Here is a 17023-nt window from a genome sequence, read left to right on the forward strand (position 1 = left end):
GACCTCCGAAGCCGGGCAGGCTGAGACACATGAGCACTGCTAACACGATGCGCGCGATCAGTCAGGACGTCCTCGGCGGTACCGAGGTTCTCAAGGAAGTGGAACTGGAGATCCCGAAGCCGGGACCGAGCGAGGTGCTGGTCAGGGTGCACGCGGCGGGCCTGAACCCGACCGACTGGAAGCACCGGGCCAACGGCGGATTCCTCAAGGAGCCACCGTTCGTTCTCGGCTGGGACGTCTCCGGGGTCGTCGAGGCCGTCGGTCTCGGCGTCGCCATCCACAAGCCCGGCGACGAGGTCTTCGGGATGCTGCCGTACCCGTACGGCGTAGGGGCGCACGCCGAATACGTCGTCGCTCCCGCTCGGGCCCTCGCCCGCAAGCCCGCCGAGGTGGACCACACACAGGCGGGAGCTCTACCGCTCGCCGCGCTGACCGCCTGGCAGGCGCTGGTCGACACGGCGGACCTCCGGCCGGGACAGCGGGTGCTGATCCATGCCGCGGCCGGCGGGGTGGGGCACCTGGCCGTCCAGATCGCCAAGGAACGCGGAGCCTATGTGATCGGTACGGCCAGCTCGGGGAAGCACGAGTTCCTGCGCGGGCTGGGCGCCGACGAACTGGTCGACTACCGGGAGACCGACTTCGCCGAGGCCGTGCGTGACGTCGACGTCGTCCTGGACACGATCGGGGGCGACTACCGCTCGCGCTCCCTGCGGACACTGCGCCCGGGCGGGCTGCTGGTGTCGATCCTGGTCTCCGGCACCACGGAGCTCGCCGAGGAGGCGGAAGGGCTCGGAGTGCGGGCGGCGGAGATGCTCGTCGAGGCCGATCAGGCCGGGATGACCGCGATCGCCGGACTCGTCGCCGCGGGGAAGCTGCGGGCCACGGTCGCGGAGGCGTTCCCGTTGGCCGACGCGGCGAAGGCGCACGCGCTGGGCGATACAGGGCGGACGGTGGGGAAGCTCGTCCTTCAGGTGCGGTAGGTCTTTCGGAGGTCATGGAAAGCCCCGCGACATCACCGGCGATGTCGCGGGGCTTCTCCGGTGCCGCGAACTTCACCGGCGATGCGGGCTCCACCGGCGGTGCGAGGCTTCAGCGGTGAGGTGACCTGCGGGCCGGTGGGGGCCGATCGCGCGGTTCCCCGCGCCCCCGAGGAGCGCGGCCAGGTTCCGGCAGGCGCTGTCCGCGCAACCGGGGGCGCACCACGGGGCGCATTGAAGGCTCAGCACATCTCCTAAATGACAGACATATGTCAATCGAACATGCTGAAATTACCTCGAACGAGGGTAACTTGCAGGGTGAGGGACAGTGGTGCGGTCTCAGGCCGTGCCATGTCGGCTCTATGCTCACGACACGACGTCACCCCGGTCCCCGGTGACCCTTCTGGAGGTGATGTCGTCGTGCGTAACAACCCCGGGCCGCACTCCCCGCACCTGCGCGTGCACCAGGACCGCGGACACATCGTGCTGGAGTTCCACGGCGAGATCGACATCCTCGCCTCGCTGGACATCATTCCGGTGCTGGACGCGGCGACGGGACGACCGGGCGCCCAGGTGGTCCTCGACCTCCGGCACATCGAGTTCTTCGACTGCTCGGGCCTGCGACTGCTGTACCGGGCCCGCCGCCGGGTCCTCGCCCAGGGCGGACAGGTGCACCTGGTCTGCACCCATCCCCTGACCCTGCGCATCCTGCGCGTGACCGAACTCGCCGCCGTCATGCCACCACTGTCGAGCATGGACGAAGCGCTGGGACACTCCGAGACCGCCTCGGAATACTCCTGAAACCGCCGACACCGCCGCCACTTACGGCTACAGCTAGGGCTACGGCTACGGCTACGGCTACTTGAGGATCTTGGTGACCTGGCCCGCGCCGACGGTCCGGCCGCCCTCCCTGATCGCGAACTTCAGCCCTTCCTCCATCGCGATCGGCTGGATCAGCTGGACGTGCATGGTCGTGTTGTCGCCAGGCATGACCATCTCCGTGCCCTTGGGCAGCGTCACGACCCCCGTGACGTCCGTCGTCCGGAAGTAGAACTGCGGGCGGTAGTTGTGGAAGAAGGGCGTGTGCCGGCCGCCCTCGTCCTTCGACAGGATGTACGCCGTCGCCTCGAACTCGGCGTGCGGCGCCACCGAGCCCGGCCTGATGACGACCTGCCCGCGCTCGACCTCCTCGCGCTTCACCCCTCGCAGGAGCAGCCCGACGTTCTCCCCCGCCCGGCCCTCGTCGAGCAGCTTGCGGAACATCTCGACGCCCGTGACCGTCGTCTTCGTCCTCTCCTCGTGGATGCCGATGATCTCGACCTCCTGGTTGATCTTCAGCACTCCGCGTTCGATGCGGCCGGTGACGACCGTCCCGCGGCCCGTGATGGTGAAGACGTCCTCGATCGGCATCAGGAAGGGCCGGTCCACGTCCCGCACCGGCTCGGGCACGAACTCGTCGACGGCGGCGAGGAGTTCGAGGACGGACTCGCTCCACTGCTCGTCGCCCTCCAGGGCCTTGAGCGCGGAGACCCGCACGACCGGCACGTCGTCGCCCGGGAACTCGTACTCGGTGAGCAGGTCGCGCACCTCCAGCTCGACCAGTTCGAGGATCTCCTCGTCGTCGACCATGTCCGTCTTGTTCAGCGCGACGACGATGTACGGGACGCCGACCTGCCGGGCCAGCAGGACATGCTCCTTGGTCTGCGGCATCGGCCCGTCGGTCGCGGCGACCACCAGGATCGCGCCGTCCATCTGGGCGGCTCCCGTGATCATGTTCTTGATGTAGTCGGCGTGCCCCGGGCAGTCGACGTGCGCGTAGTGCCGCCGCTCCGTCTGGTACTCGACATGCGCGATGGAGATCGTGATGCCGCGCTGCCGCTCCTCGGGCGCCTTGTCGATCTCGTCGAACGGCGTGTAAGGGTTGAGGTCGGGGAACCTGTCGTGCAAGACCTTCGTCACGGCCGCCGTGAGGGTCGTCTTGCCGTGGTCGATGTGACCGATGGTGCCGATGTTGACGTGCGGCTTGGTCCGCTCGAACTTCGCCTTGGCCACTGCAAGCCCTCCTGATCACCCGGTGACGCGAGCGTGCTCCGCCCGGTCCGCTCCGCTCGGTCCGCTCTCCTCGCCTGTGCGGTACTTACGAGTTGGTGCGTGATAGCGGGCGAGGCGTGTTTGGCCTGCTCATGGCTTATTTTCAGATGGTGCTGGTGCGGTCGGAGACGAGGCCGGCGATGGCGCGGTAGGTGTCGGGCAGGCGGTCACGGCGGTGGGTCCAGCGCGTCAGTTGCTTCCAGCGTTTGTGATCAGCCAGGGCGTGTTCGACGGTGATGCGATCGGATGAGTGCCAGTGACGGTCCCGTTCCCACTGCTCAACCCTGCTGGGCGGTGCTCCGGGACGCGGTTTTCTGGGCGGGGTGATGGCTTGTCCGCGGTGGTCGCGGCTCAGGCCGAGGTAGCCGTCGTCCAAGAGAACCTCGACGTCGGGAAAGTGCTGGAAGCAGTCGGCGATGCCTTCGTTGCGGGCGGCCGTGGCGTCGTGCATCCGTCCAGGTCGCAGGGCATCGGTCCATAACGTGCGACCCTGCCAGTCCGCGATGACGGTGGCTTTCATGGTGTTCTGTTTCTTCTTGCCCGACACGAATGCACGCCGGCCGCTGCGGCCGGCTGGTGGCCGGCGAACCTGGATCTCGGTGGCGTCCAGCCGCAGCTCGATTCCCTCGGCCTGGGCGTAGGCGAAAACATCTGTCAGTGTCCGCAGCCGCAGACCGGGACGGTCGGGGACCGCACACCCCCGCGCGGCCAGGAGAGGTCGTATCTCTGTGATCGCGCGGGTGATGGTGGAGCGGTCGACGCCGAACAGTAGGCCGAGCACGGCGTGCGGCAGGTCGTGGCGTAGATGAATCAGCGTGGCCACCAGTCGGTCGACGAACACCAGCTGATGGCGGGCGCCAGCGCCCTCGGCCCGCTTCCTGGCCCCGCCCCGCGCAACATGACGGCGACCGTCAAGACCAGCCTGCCACGGCGCCGCCAACTCCTCGATCAGACAGGCCAGATGATCCTGCGAGATCCCCGTGAACAGCTGATGCGCCAGCACCGCCCGATTGACCATGATCGCCACAGTCGGATCATGCCACCAGCCAGGCACGACACCTCACCCGCTATCACGCACCAACTCGTTAGAAGTCATCTCATTTGGTGAGTCTGCGGTAGCAAATCAAGGTGCAGGCGATGCTGGTGAAGGCGAGGAAGTGGTCGGCTTTGCGTTCGTAGCGACGGTGCAGGCGTCGGCATCCGGCGAGCCAGGACATCGTGCGCTCCACGGTCCAGCGGTGGCAGCCCAGGCGGGCCGAGGACTCGATGCCCCTGCGGGCGATGCGGTGCCGGATTCCTCGGCTGGATAACCATCGTCGCAGGTGGTTGTAGTCGTAGCCCTTGTCGGCGTGGAGTTTGTGGGGTCTGCGTCGCCGGGGTCCCCGGCGGGAGCGGATCGGCGGTATGCCTTTCACCAGTGGGATCAGTGCCTGGCTGTCATGCGTGTTGGCGCCCGAGATGCCGATGGACAGGGGCAGTCCGGTCCGCTCTGTGATCAAGTGGATCTTTGACCCGTACTTGCCCCGGTCTACAGGATTCGGGCCTGTCAGTTCCCCCTTTTCAGGGCCCGCATGTTGACCGAGTCGATCGCGCACCGGGACCAGTCCAGCTCGCCACGGGATCCGAGCTCGTCGAGGACCAGGCGGTGGAGTTTGGCCCACACCCGGGCCTTCGTCCACTCGGTGAAGCGCCGATGGGCCGTCGCGCCGGACGGGCCGAACGACGCGGTCGGCACCTGCTGCCACGTGCAGCCCGAGGTCGCCACGAAGACGATCGCGGCCAGCACTTCACGGTCGCCGTGCCGACGCCGGCCACCGCCCTGGGGCCGCGACGGTGCGTCGGGCACCACCCGTTGGAACAGCTCCCACAACTCGTCCGGCACCAGCCGCTCAACGATCTTTGACACGCCACAAGTCTAGTCACCCAAATGAGATGGCGTCTTACGAGTTGGTGCGTGATAGCGGGTGAGGTGTCGTGCCTGGCTGGTGGCATGATCCGACTGTGGCGATCATGGTCAATCGGGCGGTGCTGGCGCATCAGCTGTTCACGGGGATCTCGCAGGATCATCTGGCCTGTCTGATCGAGGAGTTGGCGGCGCCGTGGCAGGCTGGTCTTGACGGTCGCCGTCATGTTGCGCGGGGCGGGGCCAGGAAGCGGGCCGAGGGCGCTGGCGCCCGCCATCAGCTGGTGTTCGTCGACCGACTGGTGGCCACGCTGATTCATCTACGCCACGACCTGCCGCACGCCGTGCTCGGCCTACTGTTCGGCGTCGACCGCTCCACCATCACCCGCGCGATCACAGAGATACGACCTCTCCTGGCCGCGCGGGGGTGTGCGGTCCCCGACCGTCCCGGTCTGCGGCTGCGGACACTGACAGATGTTTTCGCCTACGCCCAGGCCGAGGGAATCGAGCTGCGGCTGGACGCCACCGAGATCCAGGTTCGCCGGCCACCAGCCGGCCGCAGCGGCCGGCGTGCATTCGTGTCGGGCAAGAAGAAACAGAACACCATGAAAGCCACCGTCATCGCGGACTGGCAGGGTCGCACGTTATGGACCGATGCCCTGCGACCTGGACGGATGCACGACGCCACGGCCGCCCGCAACGAAGGCATCGCCGACTGCTTCCAGCACTTTCCCGACGTCGAGGTTCTCTTGGACGACGGCTACCTCGGCCTGAGCCGCGACCACCGCGGACAAGCCATCACCCCGCCCAGAAAACCGCGTCCCGGAGCACCGCCCAGCAGGGTTGAGCAGTGGGAACGGGACCGTCACTGGCACTCATCCGATCGCATCACCGTCGAACACGCCCTGGCTGATCACAAACGCTGGAAGCAACTGACGCGCTGGACCCACCGCCGTGACCGCCTGCCCGACACCTACCGCGCCATCGCCGGCCTCGTCTCCGACCGCACCAGCACCATCTGAAAATAAGCCATGAGCAGGCCAAACACGCCTCGCCCGCTATCACGCACCAACTCGTTATTCGGTACTGCCGATCGCACGCCCTGTCCACGAACGGGAAAATCGGTTGCGGCCGACCCACGTGAACGGGCCATGATGCCCAGGGACCACTGCCCGACCCCAGGAGCTCGAATGCGCCGATTCCTCGGAACCCCTCGCCCCCACCGGACGACCGTTCTTGAGGACTCGACCACGCATGCACTCCTGGAACACCCCGCGCCCCTCGCGCACCCTGAACATCGGCATCCTGGCCCACGTCGACGCGGGTAAGACCAGCCTCACCGAGCGGCTGCTCTTCGACTCCGGCGTCATCGACCGGCTCGGCAGCGTCGACGCCGGCGACACCCGCACGGACGACGGCGCGATCGAGCGGCAGCGCGGCATCACCATCCGTTCGGCCGTCGCGGCCTTCACCGCCGAAGACGTGACCGGGGACACGACCGGCGTGCAGATCAACCTGATCGACACACCCGGGCACTCCGACTTCATCGCGGAGGTCGAACGCGCCCTGGAGGTCCTCGACGGAGCGGTCCTGCTGCTGTCCGCCGTGGAGGGCGTACAGGCGCAGACCCGGGTGCTCATGAAGACCCTGCGCCGGCTCCGCCTGCCCACACTCGTCTTCGTGAACAAGATCGACCGCGCGGGCGCACGGGAGGAGGGCCTGCTCGACGACATCCGGCGCAGGCTGACCCCGCACATCGTCCCGCTCACGGGGGTACGCGACATCGGCACCGCGCACGCCCGGGTCGTACCGCGCGCCGTGGACGAGCCGCGTACAACGGAGACGCTCGCCGAGGCCGACCCCGGCATCCTGGCGGCGGTCGTCGACGGCCCGCCGCCGACTCGGGACGAACTGCGCGCCGCGCTCGCCGCGCGGACCGCCGACGGCACCCTGCATCCGGTCCTCTTCGGGTCGGCGCTCGGCGGCCAGGGCATCGCCGAACTCGTCGCGGCCCTCCCCCGGTTGATCCCGGGACCCGGCACGGTGGAAGCACCCGGCTCGGCGGACCCGCGCGGCACGGTCTTCGCCGTACGCACCCGGCCGGACGGCGAGCGGACCGCCTATCTCCGCCTGTTCGAGGGCGAGGTGGCGGAGCGTCAGCGCCTCACCTTCCTGCGGCGTGAGGCGGACGGGCGGGAGACGGAGGTACCGGGCCGCGCTCTCGGACTCGACGTGGTGGGCGGGCCCGGACCGCTCACCGCGGGCAACATCGCCGCGGTGAGCGGCCTGCGCGGGATCCGGGTCGGCGACCGCCTCGGCCGGGGCCCGGACCGCGCCCCGCAGTTCGCCGCCCCCACCCTGGAGACCCTGGTCCGTGCCCGGGAGGCCGGCCGCGCGGCACCGCTCCGCACCGCCCTGCTGGCCCTGGCCGACCAGGACCCGCTGCTCCACGCGCGGCCCGGACCGTCCGGCAGCACCGCGCTCCTCCTGTACGGAGAGGTGCAGAAGGAGGTCGTCGCCGCGACCCTCACACAGGACTTCGGGATCGAGGCCGAGTTCGAACCGAGCCGGATCCGGTGCCTGGAGCGCCCGGTGGGCACGGGCGAGGCGTACGAGGAGATCCAGCGGCACGGCCACACCGGGCTCTGGGCGACGGTCGGCCTCCGTGTCGAGCCCGGCCCGCCCGGCAGCGGCACGGTCTTCGCCTACGAGACCGAACTGGGCGCCCTGCCCCGCGCCTTCCACCAGGCCGTCGAGGACACGGTGTACGCCACGCTGCTCGACGGCGGGCCGCACGGCTGGCCGGTGACGGACTGCAGGGTCACGCTCGTCCGCTCCGGCTACGCCGCGCCACTCAGCACGGCGGGCGATTTCCGCGGGCTCACGCCGGTGGTGTTGCACCGCGCGTTGGAGCACGCGGGGACACGGGTGTACGAGCCGTACCACTCCTTCGAGGCCGAACTGCCCCTCGACGCGTTCGCCCCCGTCGCCGCCCGACTCGCCGCCTGTGGAGCGGAGTTCGGTGAGACGACCGGTGGCGGCGACTCCTGGCTGGTCACCGGCCGGGTGCCCGCCCGGCACGTGCGCGACATCGAGCTGCGGCTGCCCGGTCTGACGCGCGGCGAGGGCGTCTGGTGGTCACGGCCCTCGGGGGATCGTCCGGTCCGGTGACCGGGACCCCACGGGGCCGCCCGGGCCCGTGGGGTCCCACGCGACGGACGGGGGCGGAGGGCCGGAAGGTGCTCCCGTGACCGCCGGACGCTGCTGGAGCGCCCTGGTCGGCGGCTCGCGCCCCCCGCAGCCCGCCGAACTCCTTTCGATGTCAACCATTGGGCCAACACGGCTGTCTGGGACGGCATTTGGCGGGCACCAGGTAGGAGGAAGGAGGACGGTCCACATGACGACGTCTCTTAAGCGCATGCCCGGATGGGCGAAGATCGTGAGTGCCGTCGTGCTGGTTCTGGTGGTGCTCTTCGCCGGTCTGCGATGGACCCTGCTGCCAGGACTGGGCGACGTGTTCCGCGAGGACACCCACGATCGGACGGGGCCCACGCTCCTCAAGTCCATCCAGGACATCAGCCGTTACGACGCCGCCTCGGGCAACTTCCAGGTGGTGGTGGATCTGGAGAAGGACACCAAGTATCTGCCGGACGCGGTCCGGGGCACCCGCACCCTGTACGTGGGCGCGGGCACCGTCGACTCCTACGTCGACCTCGGAAAGATCCGCGACAAGGATGTGAAGGTCAACAAGGACCGCACCTCGGCCACGCTCAGGCTCCCCCACGCCGCCCTGGGCAAGCCGGCGCTGGACCCCGACCACTCGTACGCCGTCTCCAAGCAGCGCGGTCTCCTCGACCGGCTCGGCGACGTCTTCTCGGACAACCCGAACGACGAGCGGGCCGTACAGCGGCTCGCCGCCCGGCACATCGGTGACGCCGCGAAGGACAGCGAGCTGACCGCCCGCGCCGAGGAGAACACCACCGGCATGCTCAAGGGCCTGCTGGGCTCACTCGGGTTCAAGGAGGTGCGCGTGACCTACGGGACCTGAGCCCCCGGCCATGCGCCGTCCGTCCGGTCGGCGCTCCGAGCAGGACCGCGCCCGTGAGCAGCCAAGCGCAGCTCACGGGCGCGCTCGTACGGAGCACTCCCGCAGAGCAGAAGAAGGGTGCGAAAAGGGCTCGAAATGGGCCCGTACCAGCGCAGATGTAGCGGTCTTCAGCTGGGCGAGGGCCGAAAAAATCCCGTCCCCCCGAGCGTGATTACCGGCGGCATCTTCGGACAGTCCCCGGGTAATCGGCTTTCACACCGGATCACAGTTGAAAACTGGAGGGTTGCATGGCCCGCGCAGCGCTACGTCCCCGTACCGCCTTTCGTTTCCGCTCCGCGTCAGGCTCGGGCGCCACGAAGTCCAGCCCTCGCACCACCAAGCCGCGCTCGCGTTGGGGGAAGTCCGACGGCCCCTCCGCCAAGACCCCACGCAAGCCGAAGGCTCCACGCGAGACGAAGGCTCCACGAGAACGACGGCGGCCGCCCTTCCTCGTACGACTCCTGGTCACGCTCCTCGCCTTCGCCGCCATGGTGGCGTTCGCCGCCGTGCTGGCCAAGCTCACGCTCCAGCCGTCACCGGCTTCCGAGGCGCTGACGCACAACAACATCCACCCCGGCCAGTCACTGCGCGCCTACCTCGACCAGCCCGAGCTGCGGGACGCCGTCAAGCAGATCGGCGGCAACATCGTCCTGGGCATCCCCTTCGGCGTGCTGCTGCCGCTCCTGGTGCCCAAGGCACGCGGCATCCTGCGGGTGACCCTGCTGACGGCCCTGGCCATGCTGCTCGTCGAAGTGGTGCAAGGGACGTTCATCACCGGACGCGCCTTCGACATCGACGACGTCATCCTCAACACCACCGGTGCCCTGATCGGCTATCTGCTCCTCGGCCGGCGGATGAGCCGCGCGGTGCATCCGCGGCGCCGTGACCGCAAGGCCGCGGCCTGATCTCCTGGAGGTCCGGCGGCGGGAGGTGCGCGGCGGGAGGCGTCACGACGTGAGGTCGGTCCGGGATGTGAACGGATGGTCTGTACCAAGGTCTTGACGCCTCCTTACTTCACTTCTTAAATCAAGAGTCGAAGCGCGCACCCCCCACCTCAGTCGGCTCCTCCCCCACGGGGATCGCCGTACGGAAGGGAGAAGTCGTGGACTCGCCACGCCTGCTCCGCAGATACCTCCTCGCCGCCCTGTCCGCCGTGCTCCTCGCATCCGTCGCGGTCGGACCCGCGCAAGCGGATCCGGCGCGGGCGGCGCACACGCAGACGGACCCCGCACCGAGTGCCGCCGCCGCGGTGACGTTCCAGGACACCTTCGACGGCGCCGCCGGTTCGGCCGTCAACTCCTCGAAATGGCAGATCGAGACCGGCGACAACGTCAGCAACCACGAGCGGCAGTACTACACGGCCGGCAACAACAACGCGAAGCTCGACGGCCAGGGCCACCTCGTCATCGAGGCCCGCCGCGAGAACCCGAACAACTACCAGTGCTGGTACGGGCGTTGTGAGTACACCTCGGCCCGCCTCAACACCGCCGGCAAGTTCACCACGACCTACGGACGGGTCGAGGCCCGGCTGAAGGTGCCGCGCGGGCAGGGAATGTGGCCCGCCTTCTGGATGCTGGGCAACGACATCGGACAGGTCGGCTGGCCCAACTCGGGCGAGATCGACATCATGGAGAACGTCGGCTTCGAGCCCTCGACCGTGCACGGCACCCTGCACGGCCCCGGCTACTCCGGCTCCGGCGGCATCGGCGCCGGCTACTCGCTGCCCGGCGGCCAGGCCTTCGCCGACGCCTTCCACACCTTCGCCGTCGACTGGTCGCCCGAGGCGGTCACCTGGTCCGTGGACGGTACGGTCTACCAGCGCCGCACGCCCGCCGACCTGGGCGGCAGGCAGTGGGTGTTCAACAAGCCGTTCTTCCTGATCCTCAACCTCGCGGTGGGCGGCTACTGGCCGGGCGACCCGGACGGTTCGACCACCTTCCCGAAGCAGCTCGTCGTGGACGAGGTGAAGGTGACGACGGGCGAGAGCGGCGGTGGCGGCTCGGCCATCAGGGGCCTCGCGGGCAAGTGCGTCGACGTGGCGGGGGCGAACCCCGCCAACGGCACGCCCGTTCAGCTCTACGACTGCAACGGCACCGCGGCCCAGCAGTGGAGCGTGGGCTCGGACGGCACCATCAGGGCGCTGGGCAAGTGCCTGGACGCCGCCGGCGGTGGCACGGCCGACGGCACGCCCGTCCAGCTGTGGGACTGCGCGGGCGTACCCGCCCAGCAGTGGGTCGTCAGCGGAGCGAACGACATCGTGAACCCCCAGGCCAACAAGTGCCTGGACGTGACGGGCAACAGCTCGGCCAACGGCTCGCGGCTGCAGCTGTGGACCTGCACCGGAGCGGCCAATCAGAAGTGGACGGTCGGCTGACCGGCCGGGAGGCCTGACCGAACACGAGGAACAGCCGGCCGGCGCGGAAGGCCGGCTGCGGCAGAGCCCGGCCGGGGCCACCCGGCCGGGCTCTGCTCGTACGGGATCCGCCGGACCGGCCGGACCTGCCGGACCCGCCCGTACGCGGCCTGTTCGCCTGTTCGGACGGGGCCTGCGCGTGCCACTCCCCTCCTCGGGTCACGCGCCGGGGATCCGTCCGGACGCCGTCAGCAGCGCACGGCCCAGGTGTGGGAGTCCCCGCGGTCGTTGGCCACGGCGTTGTGTCCGACCTCCTGGCCCGGGCTGAGACAGATCGTCATGTCGCCGCCCTGCCAGGCGTCCTCGTACACCTTGACGTGGTCCTTGATACCCGGCCCGGAGATCCCGTGGTTGGCCCACGAGGAGTCGGCGTCGGCGATGTAGCCCTCCCACCAGCCGTCGTCACCGGACCAGTTGGCCCGCTGGCCGCCGAAGTTCGCGTTCTCCCACGCGCAGAACTCGCCGCTGGGACAGTCCACGGCGCCGGCGGGCGCGGCCAGGGCCAGGCCGCCGCTCAGGGCGAGGACGGCCGCGGCGGCGGAGAGGGCGAAACGCTTGATGATCACGAAGAGGTACTGCCTTTCTGTCGGTTGTCCGAAGCGGTCCGTGCGGCGTACAGATCCGCCGCACGGTGCAGTGCGCGGGTGCGCAGCTGCCGGTAGGTGGTCAGCTGGTCGTGCCGCTCGGTGCGGACCCGGGCCAGCAGGACCGGTTCGAGGCGGGCGCGCACCTCGTCGAGGCCGCTCTCGCGCTCGCACCGTGCGGCCGTCTCCGGGTCGGGGCGCGCGGGCCTCGGCCCTTCGGCCGGGGTGGCGCAGCGGACCCAGTGGCCGTGCGCCACGCGGTAGTCGGGGTCGTCCTTCATGCGCTGCCGGGCCTCCGCGCGGAGGTTGTCCACGACGACCTGGGTACGGAACCAGCGGCGCTCGTCCCCGTACAGCTCGCGTTGGGCGGCGGCCAGGCAGCCGTCGGTGTGCGCCCTGACCGTGTAGCCGGTCGGGAGGGTGACGGCCAGTTCGGGCCGGCCCTTTCCGAAGAGGGCGCCCTGCAGCTGTCGGTCCTCGTCGCGGGCCCCCTCCAGGGACAGCCCCCGCCGGGTCAGGCAGCGTTCGACGAGAGTCTGCTGGGCGGCCTTGATGAGGTCGTCCCGCTCCCGTTGGCTGCTCGGCAGGGAGGGGCCCGCGCGCCCGGCGTCCGTCGGAGCGCATCCACCGAGCGCCGGCACGACCAGCGCGGCGGCGCACAGGCCCGCGAGCAGGGCGAAGCGGCGGAACATGACGACTCCTGTCGTACGAGGGAGGGACAGGCCCTGGAGAGCCTGGCCGGGTGTTGATCACCGGCGGCCGGCAAGATCAAAGTGCCCTCGTGGGAATCGCCCCATGCACGGCCGAGCCCGCCTCCCGCGGTCCGCCGATGCGCGGGGCCACGGCGTTCGCGACGGCTCACCACGGCGCGAAAGGCGCAGGTCAACGCGCCCCCGCCGGGATTCACCCGGACGCGCCGCCGCAGGACACGCATTCTCCGGGCGGGGCGGTTCCGGCAGCCGGGCCGTTCCGGCGGCGGGCCGGTTCTCTGTGCGCCCCCGTCGCCCGGAGGGGCTAGCGCGGGTGCCAGGTGAGCTTGTCTCCGCCGACCCAGCGCACCACGGCCGGGTCGTCGGCGTCGTGCACCGGGATGCCGTACGCCGCGGCGGCCACCAGGACGTCCGTGAAGCTCTTGGCCTCGCCGATGACGGCACCGTCGATCTCGACGATGCGGAAGGGCGGATGGCCGGGCTGGACGCCCAGGACCGTGATCCGCGGGTGCGAGATGAAGGGGCTGGCGATTTCAGTCATGATCCCACCGGTTCCACACGCGTGCCGCCGATAAGCCTGCCCGGGCGGCGCTGTCGGTCGTCGTGGCACTCGGCGGAGCCGACGTGGCGGCGTCCGTACGAGGTTCGCATTTCATGGTGGCACAGGGCGGGCCGGTCGGCTGCCGTGCGAAGCCGGTCCGAGTGGGCCACGCTGGAGCCATGGACCCGGCAGAGGCGCTGGACCGTATCGCCTTCCTGCTGGAACGGTCCCAGGCCCCCACCTATCGTGTACGGGCCTTCCGTACGGCGGCGGGCGTCGTCACGGGGCTGCCCGCCGACGAGGTGGCCCGGCGGGCGGCCGAGGGGTCGCTGGAGTCGCTGAAGGGCATCGGGCCGAAGACCGCGCAGGTGGTGCGCGAGGTGCTGGCCGGACAGGTGCCGGGCTATCTGGAGAAACTGGAGCAGGAGGCCGCCGAGCCCCTCGTCCGGGGTGGCGAGCGGCTGGCGGAGCTGCTGCGCGGTGACTGTCATCTGCACTCGGACTGGTCGGACGGCGGCAGCCCCGTCGAGGAGATGGGCCGTGCCGCGGCGCGCCTGGGACACGAGTGGGCGGTCCTCACGGATCACTCGCCGCGCCTCACGGTGGCCCACGGTCTGTCCGCCGAGCGGCTGCGGGAGCAGCTGGACGTGGTGGCGGAACTGAACGAGCGGTGGGCCCCCTTCCGGCTGCTCACCGGTATCGAGTGCGACATCCTCGACGACGGGTCGCTGGACCAGGAGCCGGAGCTGCTCGACCGGCTCGACGTCGTCGTGGTGTCGGTGCACTCCAAGCTGCGGATGAACGCGGCCGCGATGACACGCCGGATGGTCGCCGCCGTACGGAATCCGCACTCGGACGTGCTGGGGCACTGCACGGGGCGGCTGGTCACCGGGCGGGGGCGGCCGGAGTCGGAGTTCGACGCGGACGCGGTGTTCGACGCCTGCGCCGAGACGGGCACGGCGGTCGAGATCAACAGCCGCCCCGAGCGGCTCGATCCCCCACGGCGGCTGCTCCGCCGAGCCGTCGCGGCGGGTGTGCTGTTCTCCGTGGACACCGACGCGCACGCGCCGGGACAGCTCGGGTGGCAGGTGTACGGATGTGCGCGGGCCGAGGAGTGCGGGGTGTCTCCGGAGCGCGTGGTCACCACCTGGTCGGCGGAGGAACTGCTGGCCTGGACGCGGGATCGCGTGACTCCGCCAGGCGTGCGGGCCGTGTGACGCGGTACTGGGGTATCTGAACAACGCGACACTGCGGCGAAGGGACGATGTATGGAACGGGCGGCCGTATTCGATGTGGACGGCACTCTTGTCGACACCAACCACCTTCATGTGACGGCCTGGTGGGAGGCGTTCCGGCAGGCCGGGCACGACGTGTCGATGCACGACGTCCACCGGGCGGTGGGCCTCGGTTCCGACGACCTGATCGCCCATCTGCTGGGCGAGGGGCGGGACACCGGGCAGGACGACGCGATCAGCGCCGCTCACAAGACCCTCTACGGCACGTACTTCGACCGGCTGCCCCCGTTCCCGGACGTCGGAGAGCTGCTGCGGCGCCTCGACCACGACGGCTGGACGGTCGTGCTCGCCACCTCCGCCGGAGGGCCGGAACTGGCGGCACTGCGGCGGGCCATCGACGCCGACGACGTCATCAGAGCGACGGCGAGCGCCGACGACGTGGACGCCGGGAAGCCCGCGCCCGATCCGGTGCGACACGCCCTGGAACTGGCCGGGGCCACCGCCGAGCACTCGTTCTTCGTCGGTGACACGGTCTGGGACATGCGCGCGGGCACCCGGGCGGGCGTCCTCTGCGTGGGGGTGCTGTGCGGCGGTATCCCGCGAGCCGACCTGGAGAAGGCCGGGGCCAGCTCCGTCTACCGGGACCCGGCCCACCTCCTCGCGTCACTGGCCGGCAGCCCGCTGCCGACGGGAGGCTAGGCCGTCCCCGCAGGGCGCGGGAGGCCCGGACGCGAGGGTGTTCCCGACCACACCCGGGCCGTGACGCAGATCACGGCCGGCACCGCCCCGACCTGGGAACACTCGCCAGTAGTTTCCCGTTAAATCAGCTGTGGGTGCGGATGGGACAGTGTCCCCGGGCCTCACCTTCCGCCCACAGGGAAGATCGTTCGGCTGAAGCCCTGTGGAGCACACCGCCGAGAGGCGACCGCCATCCGTGGCCACCCACAGACGGCCCCGACCGCGATTCCCCCGTCCGGTCGGGGCCTTTCCCGTTCTCCGCGGCCTGTTCCGTTCTTCGCGGCCTTTTCCGTTCCTTGCGGCTTTTGCGTTCCCCGAGGGCGTCGTTTGACTTCGAGAGCGCTCCAATCCGTAGCGTCGACCGTATGACCACTGCACAGCACAAGATCGGTTCGGGTTTCGGCCCCCGGAGCAGCGCCGACGACGTACTCGACGGCATCGACCTCACGGGGAAGCTGGCGATCGTCACCGGCGGCTACTCGGGGCTCGGCCTGGAGACGACGCGGGCGCTCACCAAGGCGGGTGCCCGGGTCGTCGTCCCCGCGCGGCGCCCCGCGGTCGCCGAGGAGGCGGTCGCCGGTATCGACGGTGTCGAGGTGGACGAACTGGACCTCGGTGATCTGGAGAGCGTTCGCGCGTTCGCCGAGCGGTTCCTAGCCACCGGCCGCACCATCGACCTCGTCATCGACAACGCCGGGATCATGGCCTGCCCCGAGACCCGCGTCGGCCCCGGCTGGGAGGCGCAGTTCGCGACCAACCACCTGGGCCACTTCGCCCTGGTCAACCGGCTCTGGCCGGCGATCGCGCCGGGCGGCGCCCGGGTCGTCTCCGTCTCCTCGACGGGCCACCACACCTCGGACATCCGCTGGGACGACCCGCACTGGAACCGCGGCGACTACGACAAGTGGGAGGCGTACGGGCAGGCGAAGACCGCCAACGTGCTGTTCGCCGTGCAGCTCGACGCACTCGGCAAGGACTCCGGCGTACGGGCCTTCGCGCTGCACCCGGGCGGCATCCTCACGCCTCTGCAGCGGCACCTCCCCAAGGAGGAGATGGTCGAGCGCGGCTGGATCGACGAGAACGGTGTCCCGCTGAACCCCGAGGGCTTCAAGACCCCCGAACAGGGCGCGGCCACCCAGGTGTGGGCGGCGACCTCTCCGCAGCTGTCCGGCATGGGCGGCGTGTACTGCGAGGACTGCGACATCGCCGAACCCGCTCCGGCCGACGGTACGCGGGTCGGCGTGCGCGACTACGCGGTCGACCCGGCGTCGGCGGCCCGCCTGTGGGCCCTCTCGGCGGAACTCACCGGCGTCGACGCCTTCGCCTGAGGCCCTCCGCCCGAGGCGCCGCGTCCGCGCGGGCACCCGGGCATCTCAGGCACTCAGGCGGGAGACTCCTCCGGCTCCGGGTCCTCCGGGTGGACGGTGCTCGTGCCCGAGTCGCCCTGCCGTCCGGTGCCCGCCTCGTCGGTGTCGGGGACGTCGGTGCCGGCGGCGTCGGCGTCCTGCTTCGTCTTCGGGCGGCCGTCCTGCCCGTCGGAGTCCTCGCCCGGCCCGGACTCCGGCGGCGTGATGACGTCCCAGGGGTCCTCGCCCTCCTGCACCTGCTGGTCCGGCAGGTCCCTGGGCACGGGGCCGTCGTTCTCCTCGGGCGTCCTGGTCCCGTACTCGCTCACGGTGCGCTCCCCTCCTGGTCGGGCCACGTCGGGTGGAGATCCCTTGTCGGCCAAGGGTGCGGGTACCTG

17 protein-coding genes are annotated in these 17023 nt (G+C 70.3%); 10 read left to right on the top strand and 7 right to left on the bottom strand.

The genetic code is table 11. The features are described 5' to 3' along the window. The first annotated feature begins 29 nt into the window (after positions 1-29). Together OHS59_RS06425 and OHS59_RS06430 are read left to right on the top strand one after the other, a co-directional pair. Positions 30-980 carry an NADP-dependent oxidoreductase gene (locus OHS59_RS06425; protein WP_328492428.1) on the top strand — a complete coding sequence of 317 codons (951 nt, stop codon included), beginning with the start codon at positions 30-32 and terminating at the stop codon, positions 978-980. A 417-nt stretch (positions 981-1397) separates the two neighbouring features. Continuing rightward, positions 1398-1778: an anti-sigma factor antagonist gene (locus OHS59_RS06430; protein ID WP_328492429.1), complete on the top strand. Its 381-nt coding sequence runs from the start codon at positions 1398-1400 to the stop codon at positions 1776-1778. Between the two features lie 57 nt (positions 1779-1835). On the opposite strand, the gene tuf is transcribed toward OHS59_RS06430, so the two are convergent. From tuf to OHS59_RS06445, 3 genes are all read right to left on the bottom strand, one after another. Next, a complete protein-coding gene (gene tuf, locus OHS59_RS06435) occupies positions 1836-3029 on the bottom strand; it encodes an elongation factor Tu (RefSeq protein ID WP_328492430.1) in 1194 nt (397 codons plus the stop codon). A 142-nt stretch (positions 3030-3171) separates the two neighbouring features. Further along, positions 3172-4086, bottom strand: coding sequence for a transposase family protein (locus tag OHS59_RS06440; protein ID WP_328499001.1), 915 nt, complete (start codon positions 4084-4086; stop codon positions 3172-3174). Positions 4087-4165: 79 nt separating this feature from the next. Beyond that, positions 4166-4965, bottom strand: a protein-coding gene (locus OHS59_RS06445; RefSeq protein WP_328499002.1) for an IS5 family transposase whose coding sequence is annotated in 2 segments (ribosomal slippage) — positions 4166-4627 and positions 4630-4965 — 798 coding nt in all. Because the reading frame shifts where the segments join, the coding sequence is not laid out codon by codon here. Positions 4966-5078: 113 nt separating this feature from the next. Here OHS59_RS06445 and OHS59_RS06450 point away from each other — a divergent pair. From OHS59_RS06450 to OHS59_RS06470, 5 genes are all read left to right on the top strand, one after another. Then, a complete protein-coding gene (locus OHS59_RS06450) occupies positions 5079-5993 on the top strand; it encodes a transposase family protein (RefSeq protein ID WP_328499001.1) in 915 nt (304 codons plus the stop codon). Between the two features lie 232 nt (positions 5994-6225). Beyond that, on the top strand, positions 6226-8142 hold the full coding sequence (gene otr(A) / locus OHS59_RS06455) for a tetracycline resistance ribosomal protection protein Otr(A) (RefSeq protein WP_328492431.1): 1917 nt from the start codon (positions 6226-6228) through the stop codon (positions 8140-8142). Positions 8143-8368: 226 nt separating this feature from the next. Next, on the top strand, positions 8369-9019 hold the full coding sequence (locus tag OHS59_RS06460) for a DUF4230 domain-containing protein (RefSeq protein ID WP_328492432.1): 651 nt from the start codon (positions 8369-8371) through the stop codon (positions 9017-9019). Positions 9020-9306: 287 nt separating this feature from the next. Beyond that, complete coding sequence (locus tag OHS59_RS06465; RefSeq protein WP_328492433.1) at positions 9307-9963, top strand: VanZ family protein; 657 nt, start codon at positions 9307-9309, stop codon at positions 9961-9963. Between the two features lie 197 nt (positions 9964-10160). Further along, positions 10161-11432 carry an RICIN domain-containing protein gene (locus tag OHS59_RS06470; protein ID WP_328492434.1) on the top strand — a complete coding sequence of 424 codons (1272 nt, stop codon included), beginning with the start codon at positions 10161-10163 and terminating at the stop codon, positions 11430-11432. Positions 11433-11659: 227 nt separating this feature from the next. Here the strand turns inward: OHS59_RS06470 and OHS59_RS06475 are convergent, their stop codons facing one another. From OHS59_RS06475 to OHS59_RS06485, 3 genes are all read right to left on the bottom strand, one after another. Further along, a complete protein-coding gene (locus OHS59_RS06475) occupies positions 11660-12031 on the bottom strand; it encodes a peptidase inhibitor family I36 protein (RefSeq protein ID WP_328499077.1) in 372 nt (123 codons plus the stop codon). Between the two features lie 2 nt (positions 12032-12033). Further along, on the bottom strand, positions 12034-12747 hold the full coding sequence (locus OHS59_RS06480) for a hypothetical protein (protein WP_328492435.1): 714 nt from the start codon (positions 12745-12747) through the stop codon (positions 12034-12036). Positions 12748-13069: 322 nt separating this feature from the next. Then, positions 13070-13306, bottom strand: coding sequence for a hypothetical protein (locus OHS59_RS06485; protein WP_328492436.1), 237 nt, complete (start codon positions 13304-13306; stop codon positions 13070-13072). A gap of 179 nt (positions 13307-13485) precedes the next feature. On the opposite strand from OHS59_RS06485, the gene OHS59_RS06490 reads away from it, so the two are divergent. The 3 genes from OHS59_RS06490 (at position 13486) to OHS59_RS06500 (ending at position 16607) form a co-directional block, all read left to right on the top strand. After that, positions 13486-14523 (top strand): PHP domain-containing protein, encoded by a 1038-nt coding sequence (locus OHS59_RS06490; protein ID WP_328492437.1) that lies wholly within the window; start codon positions 13486-13488, stop codon positions 14521-14523. Positions 14524-14574: 51 nt separating this feature from the next. Beyond that, complete coding sequence (locus OHS59_RS06495) at positions 14575-15240, top strand: HAD family hydrolase (protein WP_328492438.1); 666 nt, start codon at positions 14575-14577, stop codon at positions 15238-15240. 404 nt (positions 15241-15644) lie between these two features. Beyond that, the gene (locus tag OHS59_RS06500; protein ID WP_328492439.1) at positions 15645-16607 is read left to right on the top strand and encodes an SDR family NAD(P)-dependent oxidoreductase; all 963 of its coding nucleotides are present in this window, start codon (positions 15645-15647) and stop codon (positions 16605-16607) included. Between the two features lie 53 nt (positions 16608-16660). Here OHS59_RS06500 and OHS59_RS06505 read toward each other — a convergent pair whose 3' ends face one another. Next, on the bottom strand, positions 16661-16954 hold the full coding sequence (locus tag OHS59_RS06505; RefSeq protein WP_328492440.1) for a hypothetical protein: 294 nt from the start codon (positions 16952-16954) through the stop codon (positions 16661-16663). Positions 16955-17023 lie beyond the last annotated feature (69 nt).

Origin of the sequence: Streptomyces sp. NBC_00414, assembly GCF_036038375.1 — a bacterium.
GTDB lineage: Bacteria > Actinomycetota > Actinomycetes > Streptomycetales > Streptomycetaceae > Streptomyces.

Bases quoted from the DNA above. Each gene is read 5' to 3' on its own strand.
- OHS59_RS06450 (WP_328499001.1), top strand. From the start codon at position 5,079: ATGGTCAATCGGGCGGTGCTGGCGCATCAGCTGTTCACGGGGATCTCG.
- OHS59_RS06465 (WP_328492433.1), top strand. From the start codon at position 9,307: ATGGCCCGCGCAGCGCTACGTCCCCGTACCGCCTTTCGTTTCCGCTCC.
- OHS59_RS06490 (WP_328492437.1), top strand. From the start codon at position 13,486: ATGGACCCGGCAGAGGCGCTGGACCGTATCGCCTTCCTGCTGGAACGG.
- OHS59_RS06460 (WP_328492432.1), top strand. From the start codon at position 8,369: ATGACGACGTCTCTTAAGCGCATGCCCGGATGGGCGAAGATCGTGAGT.
- OHS59_RS06480 (WP_328492435.1), bottom strand. From the start codon at position 12,747: ATGTTCCGCCGCTTCGCCCTGCTCGCGGGCCTGTGCGCCGCCGCGCTG.
- OHS59_RS06425 (WP_328492428.1), top strand. From the start codon at position 30: ATGAGCACTGCTAACACGATGCGCGCGATCAGTCAGGACGTCCTCGGC.
- OHS59_RS06485 (WP_328492436.1), bottom strand. From the start codon at position 13,306: ATGACTGAAATCGCCAGCCCCTTCATCTCGCACCCGCGGATCACGGTC.
- OHS59_RS06440 (WP_328499001.1), bottom strand. From the start codon at position 4,086: ATGGTCAATCGGGCGGTGCTGGCGCATCAGCTGTTCACGGGGATCTCG.
- OHS59_RS06495 (WP_328492438.1), top strand. From the start codon at position 14,575: ATGGAACGGGCGGCCGTATTCGATGTGGACGGCACTCTTGTCGACACC.
- OHS59_RS06500 (WP_328492439.1), top strand. From the start codon at position 15,645: ATGACCACTGCACAGCACAAGATCGGTTCGGGTTTCGGCCCCCGGAGC.